The sequence below is a fragment of the Thiocystis violacea genome, assembly GCF_016583575.1.
GTDB classification, from domain to species: Bacteria; Pseudomonadota; Gammaproteobacteria; order Chromatiales; family Chromatiaceae; genus Thiocystis; species Thiocystis violacea.
In genome coordinates this window covers 35,334-56,681 of the sequence record NZ_NRRG01000035.1, presented here as the reverse complement: position 1 = coordinate 56,681, position 21,348 = coordinate 35,334, and the positions used below count along the sequence as shown (strand labels likewise).

16 protein-coding genes, 1 CRISPR repeat array and 1 riboswitch are annotated in these 21,348 nt (G+C 60.1%); of the genes, 6 read left to right on the top strand and 10 right to left on the bottom strand.

What is annotated here, in order from left to right:
• Nucleotides 1-112: 112 nt before the first annotated feature.
• The 4 genes from CKO27_RS15995 to CKO27_RS15980 form a co-directional block, all read right to left on the bottom strand.
• Nucleotides 113-1,225 carry an HNH endonuclease gene (locus CKO27_RS15995; RefSeq protein ID WP_200375913.1) on the bottom strand — a complete coding sequence of 371 codons (1,113 nt, stop codon included), beginning with the start codon at nt 1,223-1,225 and terminating at the stop codon, nt 113-115.
• A gap of 12 nt (nt 1,226-1,237) precedes the next feature.
• On the bottom strand, nt 1,238-1,963 hold the full coding sequence (locus CKO27_RS15990) for an OmpA/MotB family protein (RefSeq protein WP_200375912.1): 726 nt from the start codon (nt 1,961-1,963) through the stop codon (nt 1,238-1,240).
• On the bottom strand, nt 1,963-4,599 hold the full coding sequence (locus tag CKO27_RS15985; RefSeq protein WP_200375911.1) for a hypothetical protein: 2,637 nt from the start codon (nt 4,597-4,599) through the stop codon (nt 1,963-1,965). Before CKO27_RS15985 ends, CKO27_RS15990 begins: the two co-directional genes overlap by 1 nt.
• A 520-nt stretch (nt 4,600-5,119) precedes the next feature.
• Nucleotides 5,120-5,393: direct repeats of the CRISPR family, unit length 30 nt; unit sequence GTGTTCCCCGCGCTCGCGGGGATGAACCGA.
• A gap of 35 nt (nt 5,394-5,428) precedes the next feature.
• Nucleotides 5,429-5,611, bottom strand: a complete 183-nt coding sequence (locus CKO27_RS15980; protein ID WP_200375910.1) for a hypothetical protein — start codon at nt 5,609-5,611, stop codon at nt 5,429-5,431.
• Between the two features lie 11 nt (nt 5,612-5,622).
• Here CKO27_RS15980 and CKO27_RS25465 point away from each other — a divergent pair, with 11 nt between their 5' ends.
• From CKO27_RS25465 to CKO27_RS15965, 4 genes are all read left to right on the top strand, one after another.
• Nucleotides 5,623-5,709 carry a hypothetical protein gene (locus tag CKO27_RS25465; RefSeq protein ID WP_476718507.1) on the top strand — a complete coding sequence of 29 codons (87 nt, stop codon included), beginning with the start codon at nt 5,623-5,625 and terminating at the stop codon, nt 5,707-5,709.
• 46 nt (nt 5,710-5,755) lie between these two features.
• Entirely contained in the window at nt 5,756-6,001 is a 246-nt protein-coding gene (locus CKO27_RS15975; protein WP_200375909.1) for a type II toxin-antitoxin system Phd/YefM family antitoxin, read from the top strand.
• A complete protein-coding gene (locus CKO27_RS15970) occupies nt 5,998-6,426 on the top strand; it encodes a type II toxin-antitoxin system VapC family toxin (RefSeq protein WP_338116072.1) in 429 nt (142 codons plus the stop codon). The genes CKO27_RS15975 and CKO27_RS15970 overlap by 4 nt, the downstream gene beginning before the upstream one ends.
• Nucleotides 6,427-6,896: 470 nt before the next feature.
• On the top strand, nt 6,897-9,302 hold the full coding sequence (locus CKO27_RS15965) for an ATP-binding protein (RefSeq protein ID WP_200375907.1): 2,406 nt from the start codon (nt 6,897-6,899) through the stop codon (nt 9,300-9,302).
• Between the two features lie 205 nt (nt 9,303-9,507).
• On the opposite strand, the gene CKO27_RS15960 is transcribed toward CKO27_RS15965, so the two are convergent.
• The 6 genes from CKO27_RS15960 to CKO27_RS15935 all read right to left on the bottom strand — a co-directional run bounded on the left by CKO27_RS15960 (nt 9,508) and on the right by CKO27_RS15935 (nt 17,715).
• Nucleotides 9,508-10,821 carry an MFS transporter gene (locus tag CKO27_RS15960; protein WP_200375906.1) on the bottom strand — a complete coding sequence of 438 codons (1,314 nt, stop codon included), beginning with the start codon at nt 10,819-10,821 and terminating at the stop codon, nt 9,508-9,510.
• Between the two features lie 318 nt (nt 10,822-11,139).
• Complete coding sequence (gene metF / locus CKO27_RS15955; RefSeq protein WP_242470951.1) at nt 11,140-12,003, bottom strand: methylenetetrahydrofolate reductase [NAD(P)H]; 864 nt, start codon at nt 12,001-12,003, stop codon at nt 11,140-11,142.
• A 179-nt stretch (nt 12,004-12,182) separates the two neighbouring features.
• Nucleotides 12,183-13,589: an adenosylhomocysteinase gene (ahcY, locus tag CKO27_RS15950; RefSeq protein ID WP_200375904.1), complete on the bottom strand. Its 1,407-nt coding sequence runs from the start codon at nt 13,587-13,589 to the stop codon at nt 12,183-12,185.
• Between the two features lie 24 nt (nt 13,590-13,613).
• Nucleotides 13,614-13,701, bottom strand: a riboswitch (S-adenosyl-L-homocysteine riboswitch).
• A gap of 142 nt (nt 13,702-13,843) precedes the next feature.
• A complete protein-coding gene (locus tag CKO27_RS15945; RefSeq protein ID WP_200375903.1) occupies nt 13,844-14,680 on the bottom strand; it encodes an ATP-grasp domain-containing protein in 837 nt (278 codons plus the stop codon).
• Between the two features lie 25 nt (nt 14,681-14,705).
• Nucleotides 14,706-16,793 (bottom strand): molybdopterin-containing oxidoreductase family protein, encoded by a 2,088-nt coding sequence (locus tag CKO27_RS15940; protein ID WP_200375902.1) that lies wholly within the window; start codon nt 16,791-16,793, stop codon nt 14,706-14,708.
• Between the two features lie 493 nt (nt 16,794-17,286).
• Nucleotides 17,287-17,715, bottom strand: a complete 429-nt coding sequence (locus CKO27_RS15935) for a hypothetical protein (protein WP_200375901.1) — start codon at nt 17,713-17,715, stop codon at nt 17,287-17,289.
• A gap of 63 nt (nt 17,716-17,778) precedes the next feature.
• Between CKO27_RS15935 and CKO27_RS15930 the strand changes: the two genes are divergently transcribed.
• Together CKO27_RS15930 and nifV are read left to right on the top strand one after the other, a co-directional pair.
• Nucleotides 17,779-19,629 carry a S8 family serine peptidase gene (locus tag CKO27_RS15930; RefSeq protein ID WP_200375900.1) on the top strand — a complete coding sequence of 617 codons (1,851 nt, stop codon included), beginning with the start codon at nt 17,779-17,781 and terminating at the stop codon, nt 19,627-19,629.
• Nucleotides 19,630-20,119: 490 nt separating this feature from the next.
• Nucleotides 20,120-21,274 (top strand): homocitrate synthase, encoded by a 1,155-nt coding sequence (gene nifV, locus CKO27_RS15925; protein ID WP_200375899.1) that lies wholly within the window; start codon nt 20,120-20,122, stop codon nt 21,272-21,274.
• Nucleotides 21,275-21,348 lie beyond the last annotated feature (74 nt).

Genomic DNA, 21,348 nt, shown 5'->3' with positions numbered 1-21,348 from the left:
GGCTGCGTACCCTGGCGCCAGCGCTTCATCGCTGAATCGTTCGTGGAAAGGTGGAGTCCTGCCTTTGAAGTTTCGGGTCAGGGGGAGGAAACAGACAAATTCTGCATCCTTATCAAAGCTGCTCTAGCGCATCCAGTATCGACCATGCCTGCCATCCAGACTTACGAGCGGTTTCAAGATCGTGAGTGGAAATCGCGACGCAGATCTTTCTCAGTGGCCAGGCAAGTTCGAGTTGTGCGATAACCTGACCGCTAGAATCTTTCAGTGCGTAGCCAACGATGGGCGGTGACATTTGTTTGGCGCGACACCAATGCAGAACGCCATGCACCCCGGTATCTGCAATTTCGAAAATATCATCCCAATTCAAGCGCCGCTTGTCTTGTTGCTGTTCTTGACGCAGTCGCGTCAAGAGCTGCATGTCTTCATGGCGCACGAACATGCGTTCGTGGGAAGGTTGCTTCCTGTGGCAATCGACGCACAAGGCTTGGAAGTTGGAACGCCGATTGTCGGTCTTAACGCCGTTTTTATGGTGAGTGTGTAGCAGTCTTTTATGATGAGTGAGATCGACATCACACGATTCGCATTTAAATTCTTGATCAGCTTTGTATTGACCTGAAATGACTGGCCAGTCATCAGTATAGATGCTGTCATTATCTCCAGCCTTCCGTCGTGGCATGTACGGGAAGAAAGAGCTATAAGTTTCAAAAAACTCTTCAATAGAGAACTTAGAAAATATCATGTTTTTGTTGTTTACGCGATAGCCTTGATAGTTAAGATGCGTCAGGCAATCTCTACAGATTTTTAGTTTAGTCCGGCCTTGAATCTTTTTTCGCGTGATATAGTCATAGCCAGAAATTAAAAAATAGCCACTCAAGTCATTTGTTGCGACATATCGTTGAAACCGACCTTCTTCTCGCATTCTTTTCAGTGTTCGACAGTCCGCCACATGATATTTTCTTCCTTTATCAGGATCGTCTAAAGCCGCTTGGATGTTCGATCCATGATCTTGAATATAAAGTAAAATCTGTCTTCCATGATAATCAAGAAGCCCCGACTTGATCGTGATCTCTTTTAGATCGACTTCAATACCTTCCTCGGAAAGAGCGATATCGATCGGATCAATTGGATTTGCAGATTGCGTTGGAAGAGGCGGCGGTACTATCGTATCGGCTCCCATTGCTTTCACGGCCGCATGTAACTTAGAAAAATCGACCGTTAGCCGCATAATATTGTACTCTTAATTTTCAAGTATTTTGCGTATCTGGGTTTCCGCATTGGTGATGACCCGGAACGAAACACGACGCGAACGTTCAAGATCTTCGCTGCCATCAATCTTTTTAATGAGGCGCGAAGATGAAAAGCCAACCGCTGCGACATTCTCTTTTACCCATGCTCGATTTTCAACAATGCCATTTATTTCATAAGCATATAAGAGAACTGAGCGTGTTCTCCCCTGTGAAAGCTCCATGTTATTGAAATACGCTTCATCTTCAGTCGAGCCGTGATTCCAGACGCTGCTGGTATGTCCTTCGATGCGAACCTCATCAATAGAATCGCGAAAATTCATTAAAACGTCAAGATAACGTGGAAAGAAATTGTTCAAGATTTCCTTGAACGCTGGCTTGAGGGTAATTTTCCCGGTGTCAAACAACACGTCGGGTGACTTGAATTCAAAAGAAAGCGTGTCTTTTTCGATGTCAGCATCCCAGCGTTTAAGGTCACTCTTGAACTCATCGTACAAGGCATTATAAAGCTCGACTTGATTTTCTTGATAAGCGACGGCAACCTCTTTGATTTTGTCTCGTTCGATCATGGCGTCTCGCATCAGTGCGATTGACACGAAAAGAAACACCATCATCAATCCTGACATCAAATCCGAAACAGAAAGCCAATGCTCTCCAGTATCGCTATTGCTTGTTCCGATTGATGATTTCCCAAAAGTTCTCTCGAATTCCTTGTTCATTATTTTTGTCTAGCCTGTTTATCGACTATCTGCTGCATGGCGGAGACTAATTTTGTGTAGTCTTTTGTGAACTGGCCAGCAATCTGCGCTAATGCAGTCCCCATTTCATTCATGACCCGATTAACTTCTTTCTGCATCGCCTGATCAATGGCTGAAAGCTGGATATTGACACCTTCTCCTGTTTTCGCGATTGATTTTTTCATGTGCTCTTCAAGTCCCACTGCTGCACGATCCATTGTTTGCGCCTGTGCTTTGAAAACTTCCGCAAGGGCGCTTTCCAAACGCGCCTGCATCTGCTTGATGCTCTCTGCAACCTGCGCTTGAACCGACTGCGTGTCACGCTGCACCTGTTCGCCTGTCGTTTTCAGCGTCTGCGAGAGTGATTTGGATTCATCGGATAGCGTGGCCAGCATGACTCGAACATGTGAATTGACTTCCTTGAAAGTGTCCTGCAACTGTTCACGGATTTTTTCACTCTGCGCCGCAATCTGATCCGATGTACTGGTGAGGTTGCCCTGTAGTCGCTGGACGCTATTATCAAACTCCTGTGCTCCGGTGATGATGGCGGACTTGACGGCTGACGCGCTGCTTTCCAGCCCCTCTTTCACCTGATCAATTCCCTTACTCGTAGCCTTGACAAACTTCTCTAGCAATGCCTGGCTCTGCGCATCGTGCTTCTGGATATAGGCGTCGGAATTCTCCAGCAGTTTGCTGTAGTGATCGCTGGCCACCGCGACCGTCTTGGTGACTTCCTTCGTGGTGTCGGTCAGCAGATCCTGAACCGTCTTGCCAAAGGCTTGTGCCCCGGTGCTGATTGCCGTCTTGACCTCATTAGCACCGCTTTCCAGACCAACCCGCACCTTGTCGATACCGTCATCGGTGGTCTTGACGAACTTCTCTAGCAGCGCCTGACTCTGTGTGTCGTGTTTCTGGATATAGGCGTCGGAGTTTTCCAGCAGTTTGTTGTAATGATCGCTGGCCACCGCGACCGTCTTGGTGACTTCCTTCGTGGTGTCGGTCAGCAGATCCTGAACCGTCTTGCCAAAGGCTTGTGCCCCGGTGCTGATTGCCGTCTTGACCTCATTAGCACCGCTTTCCAGACCAACCCGTACCTTGTCGATACCGTCATCGGTGGTCTTGACGAACTTCTCTAGCAGCGCCTGACTCTGTGTGTCGTGTTTCTGGATATAGGCGTCGGAGTTTTCCAGCAGCTTGTTGTAATGATCGCTGGCCACCGCGACCGTCTTGGTGACTTCGTTCGTGGTGTCGGTCAGCAGATCCTGAACCGTCTTGCCAAAGGCTTGTGCCCCGGTGCTTATTGCCGTCTTGACCTCATTGGCACCGCTTTCCAGACCAACCCGCACCTTGTCGATGCCGTCATCGGTGGTCTTGACAAATTTCTCTAGCAGCGCCTGACTCTGTGTGTCGTGTTTCTGGATATAGGCGTCGGAGTTTTCCAGCAGCTTGTTGTAATGATCGCTGGCAACCTCGACCGAGGCCGCAACGTCCTTGACCGTTTGCTCTATCTGTTCTCGAATCTGCGGTACCGCTTCAACAGCCTTGTCTCGCATGTCGCGGAATGCTTCCAGATGGCGGCCGAGTTCACTGAGTTGATGCTGATTCACCAACATCACCGCCTTGAGCTTTTCCATGGCGGCGGGGATTTGCTGTGATTCTTCCGAAATGTGCGCGACCGATGCTTCGGTTTGTGTGATTGCCGCGACCCCTTGAGCATACTGCGACGACATCTGTTCCAGTTGCAGGCGATAGTTCTCCTGCCAGTGCACGAGCTTCTGGACGGAGGCATCCAACGCCTTGAAGTTGTCACCGAACTGCTCGGTGAGGTTCTTGTTGAAATCCGCGATGACTTCCTTGAGTGCCGCCATCATTTGCTCGGTGGCGGATTTGGAAAGCATCTCGCCAACCGCATCCAGTTCTTTCCAGAGTTTTTCTGCAAAGCTGTCGTGTCGGTCGCGATCCTCTCCAATGGCGCGCATGGTTTCCCGATGGCGGTCGTGTTCGTCGCTTCGCAACAGCTTGAACTGTCCGACGAGACTCGTCTCTTCAGTCCCCGCAACAGCGGTTCGGACATCCGTCAGGGTGCGCAGCGTTTCTTTGTGATGATCGATCGAATCAGACCGCAGCAGCTTCAGTTGACCAACAAGGCTCGTTTCTTCCGTCCCAGCAATGGCTAATCGCAACTGATCAAAACGGCTGTTCTGATCCAGTATGGCTTTCAAAATGTCCTCTGGCCCTGCGTTTGTCGTATCGATCTGTTCACGACGCGACGCCATGATGGGCGTCGTGGTCAAGATCTTGAACGCAATTGCCGCACCCATGCCCGCAAGACTGGTGATGAAAGCGGTCTTCAGTCCTTCAAGCAGCGTCGAGATACTGCCGTCGATGTTCTGAGGATCGAAATGCATCAGACCAACCACAATCCCGACAAAAGTACCGAGGATGCCGAGCGAAGTCAGTAGGGTCGGAGCCTCACGGACGAAGCGTTGTCCTGTACCAAGAAAAGCCAGTAGCACAGCAAAGACGAAACCAATTGCCGTCATCCAGAGAAATACTTCCGTGATAATCGTTGCTTGCGTATCGAATAGCAGAGTTTCCAAGATCGAGTTGAAAAACATCAAATTCTCCATGATAGGGATGCTGCGACGATCAGGAGCCATCCTGATTTTTGGCGCGATCAAGCAGTCGATTCCGTAACGACCCGCCACCACCAACGGCAACCATGATACCTTGCAATAAACGCGGAAACCGAGATGCCGCGAGAGTTTCGCGCGCAAATTCGCTGAGATTTTTTTTTGCCAGTCTCGATTCCCGACCAGAATGCGCCAGATACATCCAGCGCCCACGCAGTGTCTGATTGAGTCGCGATGCAAGGACGGCTTGCCACCCTCTGAGTCTTAGTGTTAAGTGCGCTAGGATCGTCCGAACTGAGCTTTCTCGGAAATCACCTTTAAACTCGACTTTGGCCATTTTGGCAGTCTGCCAAGGCGCTAACTGCCTGAAATATCATGAGGGCGGAAAATTAGAGGGGTCGGGAAGCCCGAACGCCTTAAAGAAAACCCCTTTGAAATCGGCCATTTTGTTGGTCGATTTGTCCGTGCCTGATTTTCTTTTGAAGATCAGGTAAGTACGGGAAGAGTGTTCCCCTCGCTCGCGGGGATGAACCGATGTACGAATTGAGGTTCGGCGAAGCACCGCCGTGTTCCCCGCGCTCGCGGGGATGAACCGACAGGCGGTGGCGGCCGACAGACAGGTGTTGGGTGTTCCCCGCGCTCGCGGGGATGAACCGATCTCTCGATCGCCATCTTCACATATTGTTTAGTGTTCCCCGCGTTCGCGGGGATGAACCGGTGTCCTGTCGATAGTCGCGGCGAGACAGGATGTGTTCCCCGCGCTCGCTGGGATGAACCGCGAACTTGGCTGCCCGCTGGGAGCGCGGTAACGGCCTCAGCCCACCCGCAGCGTCCAGTTGATCGGCAGCCGCGAGTTGCGCCCCCAGCCCTCGACCCACCAGCGACTCGCTTTTCTGCTCACCGCTAATCCGATGAAGACCGTCAGCAACTGGAGCAGAAGACCAAGAAGACCCGCGATACCTGTCGCGCTCCATTGATCAAGGAAGATGACCAGCAAGCCTGGCTGACGTGCAAGCTGTGTTGGAAAATAGCATCGGTCCCGCCAAAGCCTTCGGCTACGGTCTGCTGCTGGTGCGTCGGGTCACGCTCCTGTGAGCTAGGCTTCTCGGTGAGCGTTTCATTCAGACGAGAGGAGACCCTCATGAATTGGCAACTGCAAGAAGCAAGGGACAAATTTAGCCAGGTGTTCGAGGAGGCCCAGCGTTCCGGGCCGCAAGTCATCACGGTCGGTGGAGAGGAGGCGGCAATCCTGCTGTCGATGGATGACTATCGGCGGCTCTTGCCCCACCAGGAGACGCTGGCCGAATTCTTGATGAACTCACCGCTGCGAGGCTCTGGAATCGAGATTGAGCGCGACCAGGACTTCGGTCGGGATGTCGACCTGTGACGCCTGTGACATTTTTGCTGGATACCAATGTTTTGTCCGAGTTCACCAAGCCACGGGTCAATCCGGGACTGTTCGATTGGATGCAACACAGCGATGAAACCCGGATGGCGATCTCCGTGGTGTCGGTGGGGGAGATTCAGAAAGGTCTCTCGCGGATGTCTGAGGGACGGCGGCAAACAGATCTCCAGGCGTGGCTCGACCAGTCCCTGGTTCCCCGATTCCAACAGCGCATCCTGGCCCTCGATCTGAACGATATGCAGCGTTGGGGGCGGATGATGGGCGCCGCCATCAAACAGGGCGAAACGCGGCCAGCGCTTGATACCTTGCTGGCCGCTGTCGCGCTCAATCGCGGCCTCATTCTGGTCACGCGCAATACACGCGATTTCGAACGCACCGGGGTCAACTTACTCAACCCCTGGACCTGATCTGGCCTAACAGGGACGTCCACCATGCTTCCCCCACTCAAACCCATCGCCATGAAAGAACGGGTAGTGCTCTAGATCTGGTGCTTACACGGAGCGGCCAAAATCGTATCGATTGATAAACAATCCGGTAGTGCTCCTGATGTGGATATGGATCCCCGCGATCAATTGATTACAAATCTCTCTTCGGACGTATATCCAGGTCTGGCGCCCCACCGTCAATCGTACGCCAGCCTGGTTTCGAGCACCTGCCGTTCGTAATATGGCCTCAGCGCAAGCCCGCCGACCGTCTCGTTCAGGTTTAGAACTTTATCCACTTGCATCTCGCCAGGGTTATGCACCACTCGAAACAGCTTATCGATCGGTCAGTCGGATCCGAAGCCCCTGAAGACCTTGATGTCCATCCCGCCGCTGTCTCCCTGATCGACCAGCCGGCGTTTAAAGTCAGGTTCTGGCGAGTGTGGCTCTGGGGGATGGCGGCACTGGTCTGCCTGGCGATTCTGGTCGGCGGCGGCTACGTCACGCATGCCACCTCTCTCGCGGAGACGGAGACGGCGCAACGCGAGGCGCGCCTGGCAACGGACGCCTTGGCTAAGCACACCCGTCAGTTGATCAACGATGCCGATGCCCTGCTGCACGGGATGCGCTGGGTCTATCGGCGGACCGGCTCGCTGGAGGAGACCGAGCGGTATGTGAATCAGCTCGGATTCGATCGGTTCGCCATTGGCAACCTCTACTTCATCGGCCCGCGGGCGACCATTCAGATTGCCCACTCTCCGGAGGCGCTCAACCGCGATGTTTCCGACCGGGAGTATGTCCGCTTTCACATGGATCATCCCGCCGATGTGCCGTTCATCTCGGTCGTCGAGACGGGCCGGGTGACTGGTGATTACTACTTTCGCATCAGCCGCCGGGTCGACCAGCCGGACGGCTCGTTCGGCGGCGTGGTGCTGGCGTCCCTCGACCCGCGCGCCTTCGCCTTCCATTTCAGCGAGATGAAAATTGGCGTCCAGAGCACGGTCGCCCTGCTGAGCACCCGTGACCACAAGCTGAGGGCGCGTATCCCAGAACCCCGCCCCGAGCAGTGGGCGCAGCCCATTGAGTCTCCCTTGTGGGCCGCCCTGGAGCAGTCGCCGGTCGGGATCTACGAGACAGCGAGCGCGGTGGATGGGGTGCGGCGTCTCTACACCTATCGCCAAGTCGACGGTCTGCCACTGCTCTTGGCCTTGGGCTTCTCCGCGGAAGATATCGACCACCGGATCGCCGCCCGGATCGGCTGGCTGTGGCCGACCGTCACCGTCGTCATGCTGCTTTTCCTGACCCTGACCGTCTTGGCGGACGCGCTCTTGCGCGCTCGCGACCGGCTCGCGACCGCCAACGGCAATTTGCTTGCTGCCGTGCAGCATCTGCGTGCTCACATGGACAACTCGCCGCTGGCGGTCATCGAGTTGGATGCACAGCTGCGTTTCGTTCGCTGGTCGTCCGCCGCCGAGCCGTTGTTCGGTTGGACGGCGGACGAGGTGCTGGGCCGCCGTATCAGCGACATCGCCTGGGTCTACCCCCCGGATGTCAAGGAGGTCGAGGCGCAAATCGCGGACATGCTCAACGGCCAGCAACGGCGTGCGGTCCACCTCAATCGCCACCGCCGTCGTGATGGCGTCTGGGTCGACTGCCTGTGGCACGACTCCGCCATCTATGACCGTACGGGCAAGGTGACTTCCATCCTGTTCCTGGTTCTCGACGTCACGGAACGCGAGGCGAGCAAGGCGGCGCTCGAAGCGGCCAGCCGGCACAAAGACGAGTTCCTGGCCACCCTGGCTCATGAGCTGCGCAATCCGTTGGCCCCGCTGCGCACGGGCCTGGAGATTCTGCGTCTGACGCCAGACGATCCTCACATGAGTGCGCGGGCGCTCTCCCTCATGGAGCGTCAGCTCGGGCAGTTGGTGCACCTGGTCGACGATCTGCTCGATCTCAGCCGCATCAGCCAGGGGCGGATCCAACTCCAGCGCCGCCGCGTGCCGCTGGCCGACAGCCTGTACCAGGCGGTCGAAACCACGCGCACGCTCATCGACGCGCACGGTCACCGCTTGGACGTCTCCATCCCGGACGAGCCGCTGCTAGTCGAGGCCGATCCGGTGCGGCTCACCCAGATCTTCGCCAACCTGCTCAGCAACGCCGCCAAATACACCGAGGACGGCGGCCATCTCCAGATCAGCGTCGCGCCAGAGGACAAGGAGGCCGTGGTCAGGGTGACGGACAACGGGCTCGGCATCGCGCCAGACCTGCTGCCACGGGTCTTCGATCTGTTCGTCCTGGATCACGCGGGCTCATCGGCCCAAGACGGCCTGGGCATCGGTCTTCACCTCGTCCAGCGACTGGTGGCGATGCACGGAGGGCAGGTGGAAGCACAGAGCGCGGGACGGGGTCAGGGGAGCGCATTCATCGTGCGCCTGCCGCTCACCGTCGACCCCGTGGAACCCGATCCGCCGCTCGGCGAAGCGTCAACGAAACCGACCATGGCGGGGCGCCGCATCCTGATCGTCGACGACAACCAGGACGCGGCGGATAGCCTTGGCATGATGCTGACATGCCTCGGCCATACGGTGTGGATGGCTTACGACGGTCTCTCGGGATTGAGCCGCGCGGCGGCCTTTTGCCCCGAGGTCATTCTGCTGGATCTCGGGATGCCCTCGCTTGACGGTTACGAAACGGCCAAGCGCCTCCGTGCCGAACCCTGGGGACAGAACGCCATCCTGATCGCCCTCACCGGCTGGAGCCAAGAGGAGGATCGTCAACGGACGCATGCCGCCGGTTTCGATCATCATTGGGTGAAGCCCGTCGCGGCTGACAGGTTGGCGAATTTACTGGCAGCGCTCTGAATAGCGCGAGAGTCCGTTCGCATGCGCCCCTCGACACAATGCAGCGGCAGGATTCGTGGTTGAGGCGATACCGTCCGAGTCCCGCCGCTGGCGAGAGCCAGAGGTGCCGGACAGCCGGAATCGCCCCAGCGGCAGGAGGCGTCGATCCTCGGCGCTGGACGCGCGAGCCGCGCGAGCCGACTCGCCGTCCCCTTTACGACCGGCTTTACGACCGGACCGCGACCATGGGTGGCGCCGGATATCGCAAGCGCACCAGGATACAGACGCCGAACAGCAGGATATTGATGATGCCGACCAGGATGAAGGGCGCGCGCGGGTCGATCGCGTCGAAGAGACGGCCGCCGATCAGGGTGATGAGTAGAATGCCGATCGCTCCGGCGATGTTGAAGGCACCCAGCACCGAGCCGCGCCTGGCTATCGGGGCCTCCTGGCCGATGAGCGATTGGGCGGCCAGGTAGACGCTGATCTGGCCGATGCCCAGAAGGATGTAAAAGATCAGTCCCGATCCTGGGCGGGGATCAACCAGCAGGATCACCGAGAGATTGCCGATCGCCGCCAGAACCATCGAGAGCGCCAGTCCGCTGACCCGATCCATGCGGTCCATGATCGGCCCCATGATGGGCGCCCAGACCAGGGCCGCGACCTGCGCGAGCACGAAGATGATGGTGCCGTTCTTGACCGCTGCCGCCGTGTCCATGCCGGCCGCCAGTCCGGCGGTCGTGCCCCAGAGGATCAGGAAGGTCGCGTTGATGGACTGATCGCCTCGGGCGATGAAGGCGGCGAGATAGGACAGCAGGATGCGTGGATTGCGCCCCTGGGCGAAGCCACTGATGAAGAGATCCTTGACCGCGGGACGATCCTCGCGACGCACGGGGGTGCCTTTCTGCAAACCGAAATAGATGACGATGCCGACCACCACCGCTAGGGCGGCCACGGCGTAGTGGGTGAAGAAACCGGCCTCGATGCTATCCAGGCCCCGAGCGGTCAGCATCTTCGGCAGGCCGCCGAAGAACTGATTGGTGAAGACGATGCCAAGCCCGGTGAGCAGGCCGACCATCGCCACCATCTTGCCCCTGGAGCGCTCGGCGGGGTAATCGACCAGGACCGTGGACAGGGCGCTGGCGACGGTCACGACACCCAGGGCGTAAACGATACGGTAGAGATAGAGGTCATCCACCTCGGCCGCCCTCGGATAGAGGACATAGGTCGCGGCCAGCAGGAGGAAACCGACAGAGAAAATCGGACGACGACCGACACGGTCGACCAGGATCCCGGCTGGCATGAAGAAGGCCAGCGCGAAGATCTCGGTCCAGAACACCAGGTCGCCGCTGATGGTCCCCTGCTCGGAGGTCGGGATCTTGAGGTGCTCGTTGAGGATGTAGGTCTGCCCGATGGCGATGAAGGTCATCAAGCCAATGGAGAAGAAAGCCCCAAACAAGAGCGTCGCGGCCTGCCATCGGGTGACGGTTGGGGCCAGGTGGATCGGGCCGATCCGATAGGTTCGGTCAAGGTCGGGCATCGGGGGGCATCTCTGGGCCAGCGGCCGCGGCTAATGGATGGAAGGATCGAAGCCTGGATTATTCCATCCGCCGCGTCTCCCGCCTACCGGAGAGGATGGCCGAACGATCCGCGAGCAATGCCGGACATAAAAAAAGCCGCCTCAAGTCAGTAGGCGGCTTTCAAAAGGAGGAGTGGATGATTTCGCGGAACCAAGACTAGCAGCGCGCCTTCGCCGAGGAGTTGAGAAATCTCAATCCGAGTGTCATTCCATGCGGGTTGGGCGCGGATCCACCCTTTCCGGTGTCCTTCTTGTGAAGGACTTCACAAACCGCTCGGGTCATACGCCCGTCGGCAGTCCTAGTTCCGTCCAAAGTCGGCGCACCGGTCCCGATTGATTCATCGTATAGAAATGCAGTCCGGGCGCGCCGCCCGCGATCAGTTGGCGACAGAGGTTCAGAACGATCTCATGGCCGAAGGCGCGGAGACTTTCGACGTCATCCCCGTATCCCTCCAGCCGTCGGCGGATCCAGCGCGGGATTTCCGCTCCGCAGGTGTCGGAGAAGCGCGCGAGTTGGGTGTAATTGGTGATGGGCATGATGCCGGGGACGATGGGGATCCCGATCCCTTCCTTGCGGCAGCTTTCCAGAAAGCCGAAATAGGCGTCGGCATTGTAGAAATACTGGGTGATGGCCCCGTCCGCGCCCGCCTCGACCTTGCGCTTGAAGTTCTCCAGATCCCGCGCGGGGTTACCCGATTGCGGGTGGTATTCGGGATAGGCGGCGACCTCGATCATGAAGCTGTCGCCAAACTCGGCGCGCACGAAGCTGACCAGCTCGTTGGCATAGCGGAAGTCGCCGCTGTTGCCCGCGCCCATGCCCGAGGGCATGTCGCCGCGCAAGGCGACCAGGCGATCGATCCCCTGTTCCCGATACTGGGTCAGGATCTCGCGGACCTGCTCGCGGGTGGAGCCGATGCAGGCCAGGTGCGGGGCGGTGTCGATCCCTTGCCCGCGCAGCCAGTTGACGGTGTCGAAGGTGCCCTCGCGGGTCGAGCCTCCGGCACCGTAGGTCACGGAGAAAAAGGTGGGGGCCAGGCTGTTCAGGCTGGCGATTTCCAGCTTGAGCTTCTCCATGCCCTCGGGGGTCTTGGGCGGGAACAGCTCGACGCTGTGGATGGGAATCTGGGTTGATTCGGACGGCATGGCCATGGGCCTCCTGCCACCCGCCGTCGACCAACGGCCGAGCGATCCTCCGCTTGGCCGAAGGCGGGCAACGGGTGGCGCTCTCGTTGGATGATGCCGGCGTCGCGGACGCCTGGCGCGAGTATCCAACCCCTCTCCCCGCTGGGGAGAGGGGCTTTTCGGTTGTTTCCGAACCCTGATTAGTACCGATAGTGCTCGGCCTTGTAAGGCCCTTCGACCGGCACGCCGATATAGTCCGCCTGCGCCTTCGACAGTTGGGTCAGCTTGACCCCGATCTTGTCGAGATGCAGCCGCGCCACGTCCTCGTCCAGATGCTTGGGCAGCACATAGACGCCGATCGGGTATTCCTCCGGCTTGGTGTAGATCTCGATCTGAGCCAGCACCTGATTGGTGAAGCTGTTGGACATCACGAAGCTCGGGTGTCCGGTGGCGCAACCCAGATTGACCAGCCGTCCCTCGGCCAGCAGGGTGATGCGATGACCGTCCGGGAAGACGATCTGATCCACCTGCGGCTTGATGTTCACCCACTCGTACTGCTTCAGGCTGTAGACCTGAATCTCGTTGTCGAAATGACCGATGTTGCAGACGATGGCCTGATCCTTCATCGCCGCCATGTGATCATGGGTGATGATGTCGGTGTTGCCGGTGGCGGTGACGAAGATGTCCATCATCGACACCACGTCGTCCAGGCGGACCACCCGATAGCCTTCCATCGCCGCCTGCAGGGCGCAGATCGGATCGACCTCGGTCACCCAGACGGTCGCGCCCAAGCCGCGCAGCGAGGCGGCCGAACCCTTGCCCACGTCGCCGAAGCCGCAGACCAGCGCGAGCTTGCCCGCGATCATGACATCGGTGGCGCGCTTGATGGCATCCACCAGCGACTCGCGGCAGCCGTAGAGGTTGTCGAACTTGGACTTGGTGACCGAGTCGTTGACGTTCATGGCCGGGAACAACAGGGTGCCGGCCTTGGCCATCTCATAGAGCCGATGCACGCCGGTGGTGGTCTCCTCGGTCACGCCCTTGATGTCCTTGGCGATGGCCTGCCAGTGTTGCGGATTGCGCGCGAAGGTCCGGTTCAACAGACCCAGGATGGAACCCCACTCCTCGCTGTCGGTCGCGGTCGGGGCCGGGATGGCGCCGGCCTTCTCGTATTCCACGCCCTTGTGGACGATGAGCGTGGCATCGCCGCCATCGTCTAGGATCATGTTCGGGCCGCCACCGTCGGGCCAGTTCAGCACCTGCTCGGTGCACCACCAGTATTCCTCCAGCGTCTCGCCCTTCCAGGCATAGACCGGGATGCCGGCGGCGGCGATGGCGGCGGCGGCATGGTCCTGGGTCGAGAAGATGTTGCAGGAGCACCAGCGCACCTGGGCGCCCAGTTCCACCAGCGTCTCGATCAGCACGGCGGTCTGGATGGTCATGTGCAGACTGCCGGTGATACGCGCGCCAGCCAGCGGCTTGGAGGCGCCGAACTTCTGGCGCAGGGCCATCAGACCCGGCATCTCGGTCTCGGCGATGACCATTTCCTTACGGCCGAAATCGGCCAATGACAGATCCGCGACCTTGTAATCGGTAAACTCACTCATGGTTGATCAACTCTCGATGTCACGTTTGAGTGAGCGCCGTTGGAAAAGTCGACCCCTCCTCCGAGCCTGGCCAGGATCCCTGGGAATCCTGGTCGCAACGCTCCTCGGTGGAGAGGTTTTGGTCGAACCGCGACCGTGCCCATCGGAGCACGGCGACGACCCGTCCGTCCGGTCCGTCCACTTGACCAAACCAGGCCGCGTATCCTAGCCATCGCCCCTTGGAAGGGCAACCGCCGCTCGTCCGCGAGGCGCCGCTAGGGGAGCAACCGAAGCGCGCGACAGAGTTCCAGGCCGACCGATTTGTCGTGGCACCGAAGGATGGCGATACGGTCGGGCGTATGGGGATCCGGCTGGGCCGCGAGGCCGGCGGCGGCGATCAGCGCCTCCTGTTGGGGCGTCAGCGGCTGTGTGCCGAACACCGAGATCACCAGGCCGCCCGGAACCGGCGGCGGGATCTCGAACGGCTCGCCATCCATGAGCGCGACCCAGGCCGGCATGAACCCCGGTCCGTAGAAATCGAAGAAGCCGTTGGATCCGCGCAGATGCGCCTCGATCGGCCGCCCGCCGATCATCTCCAGGTTGCAGAGCCCGGTGTAGCCGGCCAGATGACGTTCGACCCAGGCGATGACGGCCGGTTCGATCTCCGGCGACTCGACGCCGACGTCCCAGTAAATGGAGCGCTCGCGGTCCTTGATATCGGAGCCGCGCGTAGGCGCGTGCCAGATGACGGCCCCATCGCGCACCAGACAATCGCTGCTGCTATGGACGCCTTCCAGCCGCTCGCACCAGAAGCTGCCCGCCTCCATGGGGATGGCGTCGGCGCGAAGGGCGCGCGCCTGGAGCGCCATCCCCGCCAGGTTGATGATCGGCTTGACGAAGACCGTCTCGTCGGCGGCAAACCCGAGATCGCGCGGATCCACCCCGCAGGGAGCCGCGCGCAACCCGGCCGCCAGGGCCAGTTCCAGTTTGTCGTAGATCCGGCGGTGGCCTGGATTCAGCCGCCAGGCGGCGGCGTCGCTGACGGCGACATCCCTGATCGGCTGGGGGCTGAACAGGCCCATCCGCTCCGGCAAAACACCAATGAAAGGCATGTGGAGGCTCCCGTGAGGCCGCCGATCATGCGGCCCCGAGCATCCGTTCCACCTCGCACAAGCCGGACTTGAAGGGCGGAAAGCCGCTGATGGGGTCCAGGTGACGGTCGTCGGTCAACTCGTTGACGTTGGCGCTGTTCCAACCATGCGTGCAGTGGACGACACCGAGCTTGACCCTGTCGGTCACGCGCGCGATGAAGCGCACCGCCCCGCGCGGTGAACGCACCAGAACCGCCGCCCCGTCCTGAATCCCGCGCGGCGCGGCGTCCAGCGGATGGATCTCGACCAGTGGATTCGGCACGGCGCGACGCATGCGTTCGATGTACTGATGCTGCGAGTGGGTATCGAACTTGGTCCGCGCCCCGCTGGTCAGGACCAGCGGAAAATCGCCGGCGATCCCGGGTGTCGAGATCGGACTCTCGGCCGGCTCCCGATAGATCGGCAGACCCTCGTGGCCAACCGCCCGCAGTTCGCTGGAATCGAACTCGACCTTGCCGCTGGCGGTGGGAAAGCCGCGCAGTCGATAGAGACGGTCGGCGTCCAGGAAGCCGTGATCGACCAGATCCTCGATCGCCCCCGCGTAGACCGTCACGCCATCCGCGCTGCCGTAGACCTCCTCGCGAATCTCCTCCGGAATCCCCTCGGCGGCCTCCGCCCAGGAGGCTTCCAGATCGCCCTGCCAGAACTGGTCTCCCATCCCCAGCCGCACCCCAAGCTCCAGGAACATCGCCCCATCCGGACGCGCCTCGCCCCTGGGCGCGACCACCGGCCGCCGGTAGCGCAACTCGCCCTGATAGGCGCAGCCCGGATAGGCGATGAGCGCCGGACGCTCCAGGCTGGTCGCCGCCGGCAGCACGATATCGGCCTGCAGGGTCGCGGGGTTGTGGAAGAAATCGGTCGCGGCGAAGAAATCCAGCGACCCCAGGGCCTGCTCCATGCGCTTGGAATTGGGCCACATGGCGGTGTTGATCCCCATCGCCAGCAGGGCGCGCACCGGCTGGGGCTTGGCGTCCAGGATGCAGTCGGGCAGCAGCATGCTCTGACCCGCCGGCCAGTATTTGGTCCAGACCGGATAGACCTCGTCACCGATGCGCGGCGGCAGATGGGTCCGGCAGTAGTCGAACAGCTCGATCGGCTTGGGCGTGACCTTGTCGTTGAAGAAGCGGTTGCCGCCCTCGCGGTCCAGATTGCCGGTCACGGCCGAGAGCAGGATGACCGCCCGATGGTTCTGGAAGCCATTGCTGTGCTGCACGGTCGCGGTCGGCGACAGGGTGATCTGCGCCGGCGGCGTGGTCGCGAACAGCTCGACCGCCGCGCGCAGGTCCGCCTCCGCGATGCCGCAGATTCCGGCGACGCGCGACGGGGTGAAGTCACGGGCATAGTCCCGAAAGGCGTCGACACCATGACACCATTGATCGAGAAAGGCTTGATCCTGCCAGCCATTGGCGAAGATCAGATGATGGAAACCCAGCGCCAGCGCCCCATCGGTTCCGGGCCGGATCTGGAGATGGATGTCCGCCTGACCGACCATTGGGGTGCGACGCGGATCGACCACGATCATGCGACGCCCCGGTTTAAGGGTCACCAGTCCATGGGTATCGAAGGGCGGAATCGACCCGCGCGGATTGGTCGACCAGATGAGGTGACAGCGGGTCTTGGGTGAGACCACGGTCGAGGTGGTCTTGATCTTGTAACCGAAGGTGACCTTCTCGGCGACCATGGTCGCGGAGAAGCAGCAACCACTCTCGGTGAGGTAATTCGGCGAGCCGAAGGCATGGGCGAGCCGCTGGAGCTGCGGCCGGGCCTCCTTGGTGTAGCCCGCGAAGAAGGCGACCGCCGGAGCCCCGTGGGCGGCCTTGGTCGCGGACAGGCGCTCGGCGACGGTCTCCAGCGCCTCGTCCCAGGAAATGCGCTCGAACTCTCCGCTGCCGCGTGGGCCGACCCGCTTGAGCGGATAGAGCAGACGATCGGGATGATTACGCCGGTCGATCTGGGCGTAACAGCGCGGGCAATCCGGCCCCTTGACCGCGATCGGCTGACCCGCGCCGTCGAACTCGACCTGAATCGGGCAGTTGGCGTCGCATTCGTAGCAGGTGCTGGGCTTGGTGAGCATTTCAAGGTTCTCGCGCGGTGATCGGGTTGGCGTTCGGGGTTGAGTCGGATGACATTCGTGCCGCGTTCATCACGCAGGTTCTTGAAGACGATAAACCTAGAAAGAGCCGTCAGCCGCCAGGGATCCGCCTCCAGCCGTTGTATGGCCGAGGTTTCGCTTCTTGCGGGCTTCGCGCAATGGATGAGCCTCGGCCGGTCTCGGTCAATGGCCAAGTAGCTGATTCCCAATAGCCGGAGGCTGGGAGCTGAAAGCTCTTTTTAGGATAAACGAAGACCCTCCTGAAAGGCGTCGTTCCTTCTCGGAATCCGGTCTTGCTGGAAACGAGGAGCCGTACTCATTCCGGGTTTCCGGCACCTGCCATCCTATGACTCATTCAAGATGCCATCAGTCCTTGCCGTGGATTTCGCGGAAGACATCGACTTTCCGCCCACCGAGGCGAAAATTTGGACCCTGAACCATGAAAACCAAGCGCCACGAATTCACTTGCCGCCTCCTAGTGACATCGATCCTGATGTTCATGGCGCCGTTCGCGGTGGCTGGAGTGCCGTCCGACCAACCCGACCCGATGCTCGCCACCCTCGGCTGGACAAATCTCGATGACGAGGAGGCGCCCATGGCCGGGGCGTCCCTGGAAGATTCCGCGAACCAGAGACTCGAAGCCCTCATGGAACGCGCTTGGACGAAAGGTACCATTCCGATCATCGTGCGTTTCAAGGATCAGCCAGCGGAAACCACTGGCTCCGGATCCATTTCCGCCCAGGCCAAGGGTGACATAAAGGCGGCACGCCAGCGGCGGGTACTCGACCACCTGGGTCTCCGGGAGGGCCGGGACAGGGTTGGCGCGAAGATCAAAGGCTTCGATCAAATGCCAGGGCTCGCCATGCGGGCCGATGCTCTCGATCTGCTCGATCTGCTCGATCAACCCGAGGTGCTCGAGGTCTTCGAGGACGTCGCCTATCCGCCCGCGCTTCTGGAAAGCCTGCCCTTGGTCGGCGCCACGTTAAACGGCGACTTCAAGGGTTACAGCGGTCAGGGACAGGTCATCGCCATCCTCGACACGGGTGTCGACAAGAGCCACGCCTTCCTCAAGGACAAGATCGTCTCCGAGGCCTGCTATTCGACGAACAATTCATCCGAGGGCGTAAGCTCGCTCTGCCCGCAGGGCGTCACCGCATCGACCGCGATCGGCTCGGGCGTCAATTGCAACGCCAGCCTCTCGGGATGCAGTCACGGCACTCATGTCGCCGGCATCGCCGCCGGCAAGGGTGAGAAATTCTCCGGTGTCGCCAGGGAGGCCAAGCTGATCTCCATTCAGGTCTACAGCCGGTTCCCCGCCAGCGCGTGCGGTGGAGCGCCCTGCGCGATGGCCTACACCTCGGACATCATCCGGGGATTGGAGCGCGTCCGATCATTAGGAACCCAGTACGCCATCGCGGCGGCGAATCTCAGTCTGGGAGGGGGCGCCTATACGAGTTACTGCGACTGGGATTCGACCAAACCAATGATCGATGCCCTGCTCGCGGAGGGTATAGCGACCGTCATCGCGAGCGGCAATGGCTATTATTCCAACGCCATCTCCGCGCCGGGCTGCGTCTCCAGCGCCATTACGGTTGGCAGTACCACCACGAAAAACAGTGGCACCTACCCGGATCAGGTCTCCGATTTCTCGAATAGCGCCCATTTTCTCGACCTCCTGGCCCCCGGAGAAAGGATCGAGTCCTCGGTGATCGGCGGCGGCTACGCCTATTACATGGGCACATCCATGGCCGCCCCGCACGTCGCCGGCGCCTGGGCGGTACTCAAGTCGGCCAAACCGAACGCCGAAGTCGAGGAGATTCTGGCCGCCCTGCAAACATCCGGAAAACCGATCCAAGACCCATATAACTCATTGACTAAGCAAAGGATCCAGGTCGACGTAGCCCTTGCCAACCTCCAAGCCGGCGAGGCACCGACTCAGCCGTCCCCGTCGCTTCAGCCAAAGAACCCCTTGGCCACGGCAGGCAGCGCCATCAACAGCCAGTCTTTCGTCGCCAACTGGAACGGCGTGAACGAGGCGGCGGGATATCGGCTAGACGTCTCCACCGTGAGCAATTTCGCGAGCTACCTCAAAGGCTACCGGGATCTTGACGTCGCGCCGACTACAAGCCGCTCGATCGATGGCCTCAAGCCATCCGTCACCTATTTCTACCGTGTCAGGGCCTACAATAGCGTCGGCACTAGCCTGAATTCCAATGTCGTGAGCATCACAACGACCCCAGCCCCACCTCCAACGCCGACCGGCAAGAAAGCGACATCCATCACTACAGACCGCTTCACGGCTAACTGGGGAGTCACCACCGGGGCGGTCGGGTACCGTTTGGACGTTTCCACCGACGCGAGCTTTAGGCACTTCCTCAATGGCTTCCTTGATCTGGATGTAGGCAACGCCATTAGCTTCAAAGTCACCGGCCTGAGTCCCGGCATGACCTATTACTACCGGGGCCGGGCCTATAACTCGGGCGGCGTCAGCGGGTCCTCGAAAGCGCAGGCGGCAAAGACACTCGTGGCGATTCCACAAGCCCCCTCGGCAAGACCAGCGACCAATATTACGACCAAGGCCTTCGTGGCCAATTGGGATCTCGTCGATGGCGCCACCGGCTATCGACTCGACGTCTCCACAAGCGCAGCCTTTACGAGTTTCCTCAGCGGCTACAATAACCTTAATGTCGGCAATAGGGTTTACCGCAACATCACGCGACTCAGCCCAAACACCATCTATTATTATCGCGTCAGGGCCTACAATAAAACCGGAACCGGTCTCGACTCTGGGATCCAAACCGTCCGAACCGCGCGTTGAGGAATAGGGCGCCCAAACTTGGCGCGGGGTTAGGTTTCCGGTGGGTGGCTAGTCCTTAGCGACTCGGGACTTTCAATTGACGGGTCAAAGCAAAAGGTTTCCAGGCTCGTATCACTTTGGCACCCTTCCTCCTCTTCCAGGCTTTGCCTGGCGCATCCCATCCTGGGCGGGGGGTTAGCAACCCTCGCCCGGGTAAGCCGATGGACCGAGCAAGAGCGATTAGCCACTGGAATCCAGCGTAGGGCTTTGTCTTGGATGCGAATCCTGGGCTTCGGACACTCATCCGGAGGATGAAGGAACGGCCAGCCTCGTTCCGATGGATCGCCTCGCACCACTTGGGTAACCTCCACGACACCCTCGCGCACGCGCGAACTGTCGCGAATCCTCCAAAACGCCATCCCCCGCTCACCTAACACACTGTTTTAAATAAAACCAATAACTGGCGCATGATTTGCTTCACTGATCGCCATCAGGTACTCAGGAGCGAGCCATGTCGGACAGAACCCTTCCGATCACCATCAACGACACCACCCTTCGCGACGGCGAGCAGTCCGCCGGCGTGGCCTTCTCGCTGGAGGAGAAACTCGCCATCGCCTGGGGCTTGAACGCGCTGGGCGTGCCGGAGCTGGAGATCGGCATCCCGTCCATGGGCGACGAGGAGCGCGAGTCGATCCGCGCGGTCGCCGCGCTGGGACTCTCGGCGCGACTCATGGTCTGGACCCGCATGCTGCCGGAAGATATCGCCCAGTGTCGCGGACTCGGGGTGGATCTGGTCGATCTCTCCATTCCGCTCTCCGATCAGCAGATCGCCCACAAGCTCGGGCGCGACCGCCCATGGGTCTTGAATCAGATCAGCCGTCAGGTCCGGGCCGCTCAGGATCTGGATCTGGAGGTCTGCGTCGGCGGCGAGGATGCCTCGCGCGCCGATCCCGAATTCCTCTGGCGGGCGGCCGAGGCGGCTCAGGAGGCCGGCGCCAGGCGTTTTCGCTTCGCCGACACGGTCGGCCTCATGGATCCCTTCGGCGTCCATGAACGCATCCGCGATCTGCGCGCCATCGTGGATCTGGAGATCGAGATGCACGCCCATGACGATCTGGGACTGGCGAGCGCCAACAGCCTGGCCGCCGTCCGGGGTGGCGCGACCCATGTCAACACCACCGTCCATGGACTCGGCGAGCGGGCCGGGAACGCGGCGCTGGAAGAGGTAGTGATGGGTCTGAAACATGTCCACCAGATCGACACCGGGGTCGACCTCCAGCACTTCGCGGGGCTGTCGCACCTGGTCGCCAAGGCTTCCGGAAAGCCGGTGGCCTGGCACAAGAGCCTGGTCGGCGATGGCGCCTTCACCCACGAGGCGGGGATCCATGTCGACGGACTGCTCAAGGATCCACTGAACTATCAGGGCGTCGACCCCGCCGAACTGGGCCGCCGGCACCGACTGGTGCTCGGCAAGCATTCCGGCCGACACGCGGTCCAGCAGGTCTATGCCGACCTCCTGCGCTTTCAGCTCGACGCGGATCAGGCCGAGCGCGTGCTGCCGCTGTTGCGCCATTTCGTCACCAAGACCAAGCGCAGTCCCGAGACCGGCGATCTGCGACGCTTCCTGACCGAGATCGGCCACCCACGGGCGACACGGCTCCAATAGGCGAGCGGGAGTCAGGAACGATGAACAGAACTGTGCCAATGCGCCAGACAGCGGACCGACGTTTCGGTCCGAGC

Excerpts from the sequence above, each read along its gene's own strand:
- nifV (WP_200375899.1), top strand. The coding sequence starts at position 20,120 with ATGTCGGACAGAACCCTTCCGATCACCATCAACGACACCACCCTTCGC.
- CKO27_RS15945 (WP_200375903.1), bottom strand. The coding sequence starts at position 14,680 with ATGCCTTTCATTGGTGTTTTGCCGGAGCGGATGGGCCTGTTCAGCCCC.
- ahcY (WP_200375904.1), bottom strand. The coding sequence starts at position 13,589 with ATGAGTGAGTTTACCGATTACAAGGTCGCGGATCTGTCATTGGCCGAT.
- CKO27_RS15990 (WP_200375912.1), bottom strand. The coding sequence starts at position 1,963 with ATGAACAAGGAATTCGAGAGAACTTTTGGGAAATCATCAATCGGAACA.
- CKO27_RS15975 (WP_200375909.1), top strand. The coding sequence starts at position 5,756 with ATGAATTGGCAACTGCAAGAAGCAAGGGACAAATTTAGCCAGGTGTTC.
- metF (WP_242470951.1), bottom strand. The coding sequence starts at position 12,003 with ATGCCGTCCGAATCAACCCAGATTCCCATCCACAGCGTCGAGCTGTTC.
- CKO27_RS15960 (WP_200375906.1), bottom strand. The coding sequence starts at position 10,821 with ATGCCCGACCTTGACCGAACCTATCGGATCGGCCCGATCCACCTGGCC.
- CKO27_RS15995 (WP_200375913.1), bottom strand. The coding sequence starts at position 1,225 with ATGCGGCTAACGGTCGATTTTTCTAAGTTACATGCGGCCGTGAAAGCA.
- CKO27_RS15985 (WP_200375911.1), bottom strand. The coding sequence starts at position 4,599 with ATGTTTTTCAACTCGATCTTGGAAACTCTGCTATTCGATACGCAAGCA.
- CKO27_RS15940 (WP_200375902.1), bottom strand. The coding sequence starts at position 16,793 with ATGCTCACCAAGCCCAGCACCTGCTACGAATGCGACGCCAACTGCCCG.
- CKO27_RS15965 (WP_200375907.1), top strand. The coding sequence starts at position 6,897 with ATGGCGGCACTGGTCTGCCTGGCGATTCTGGTCGGCGGCGGCTACGTC.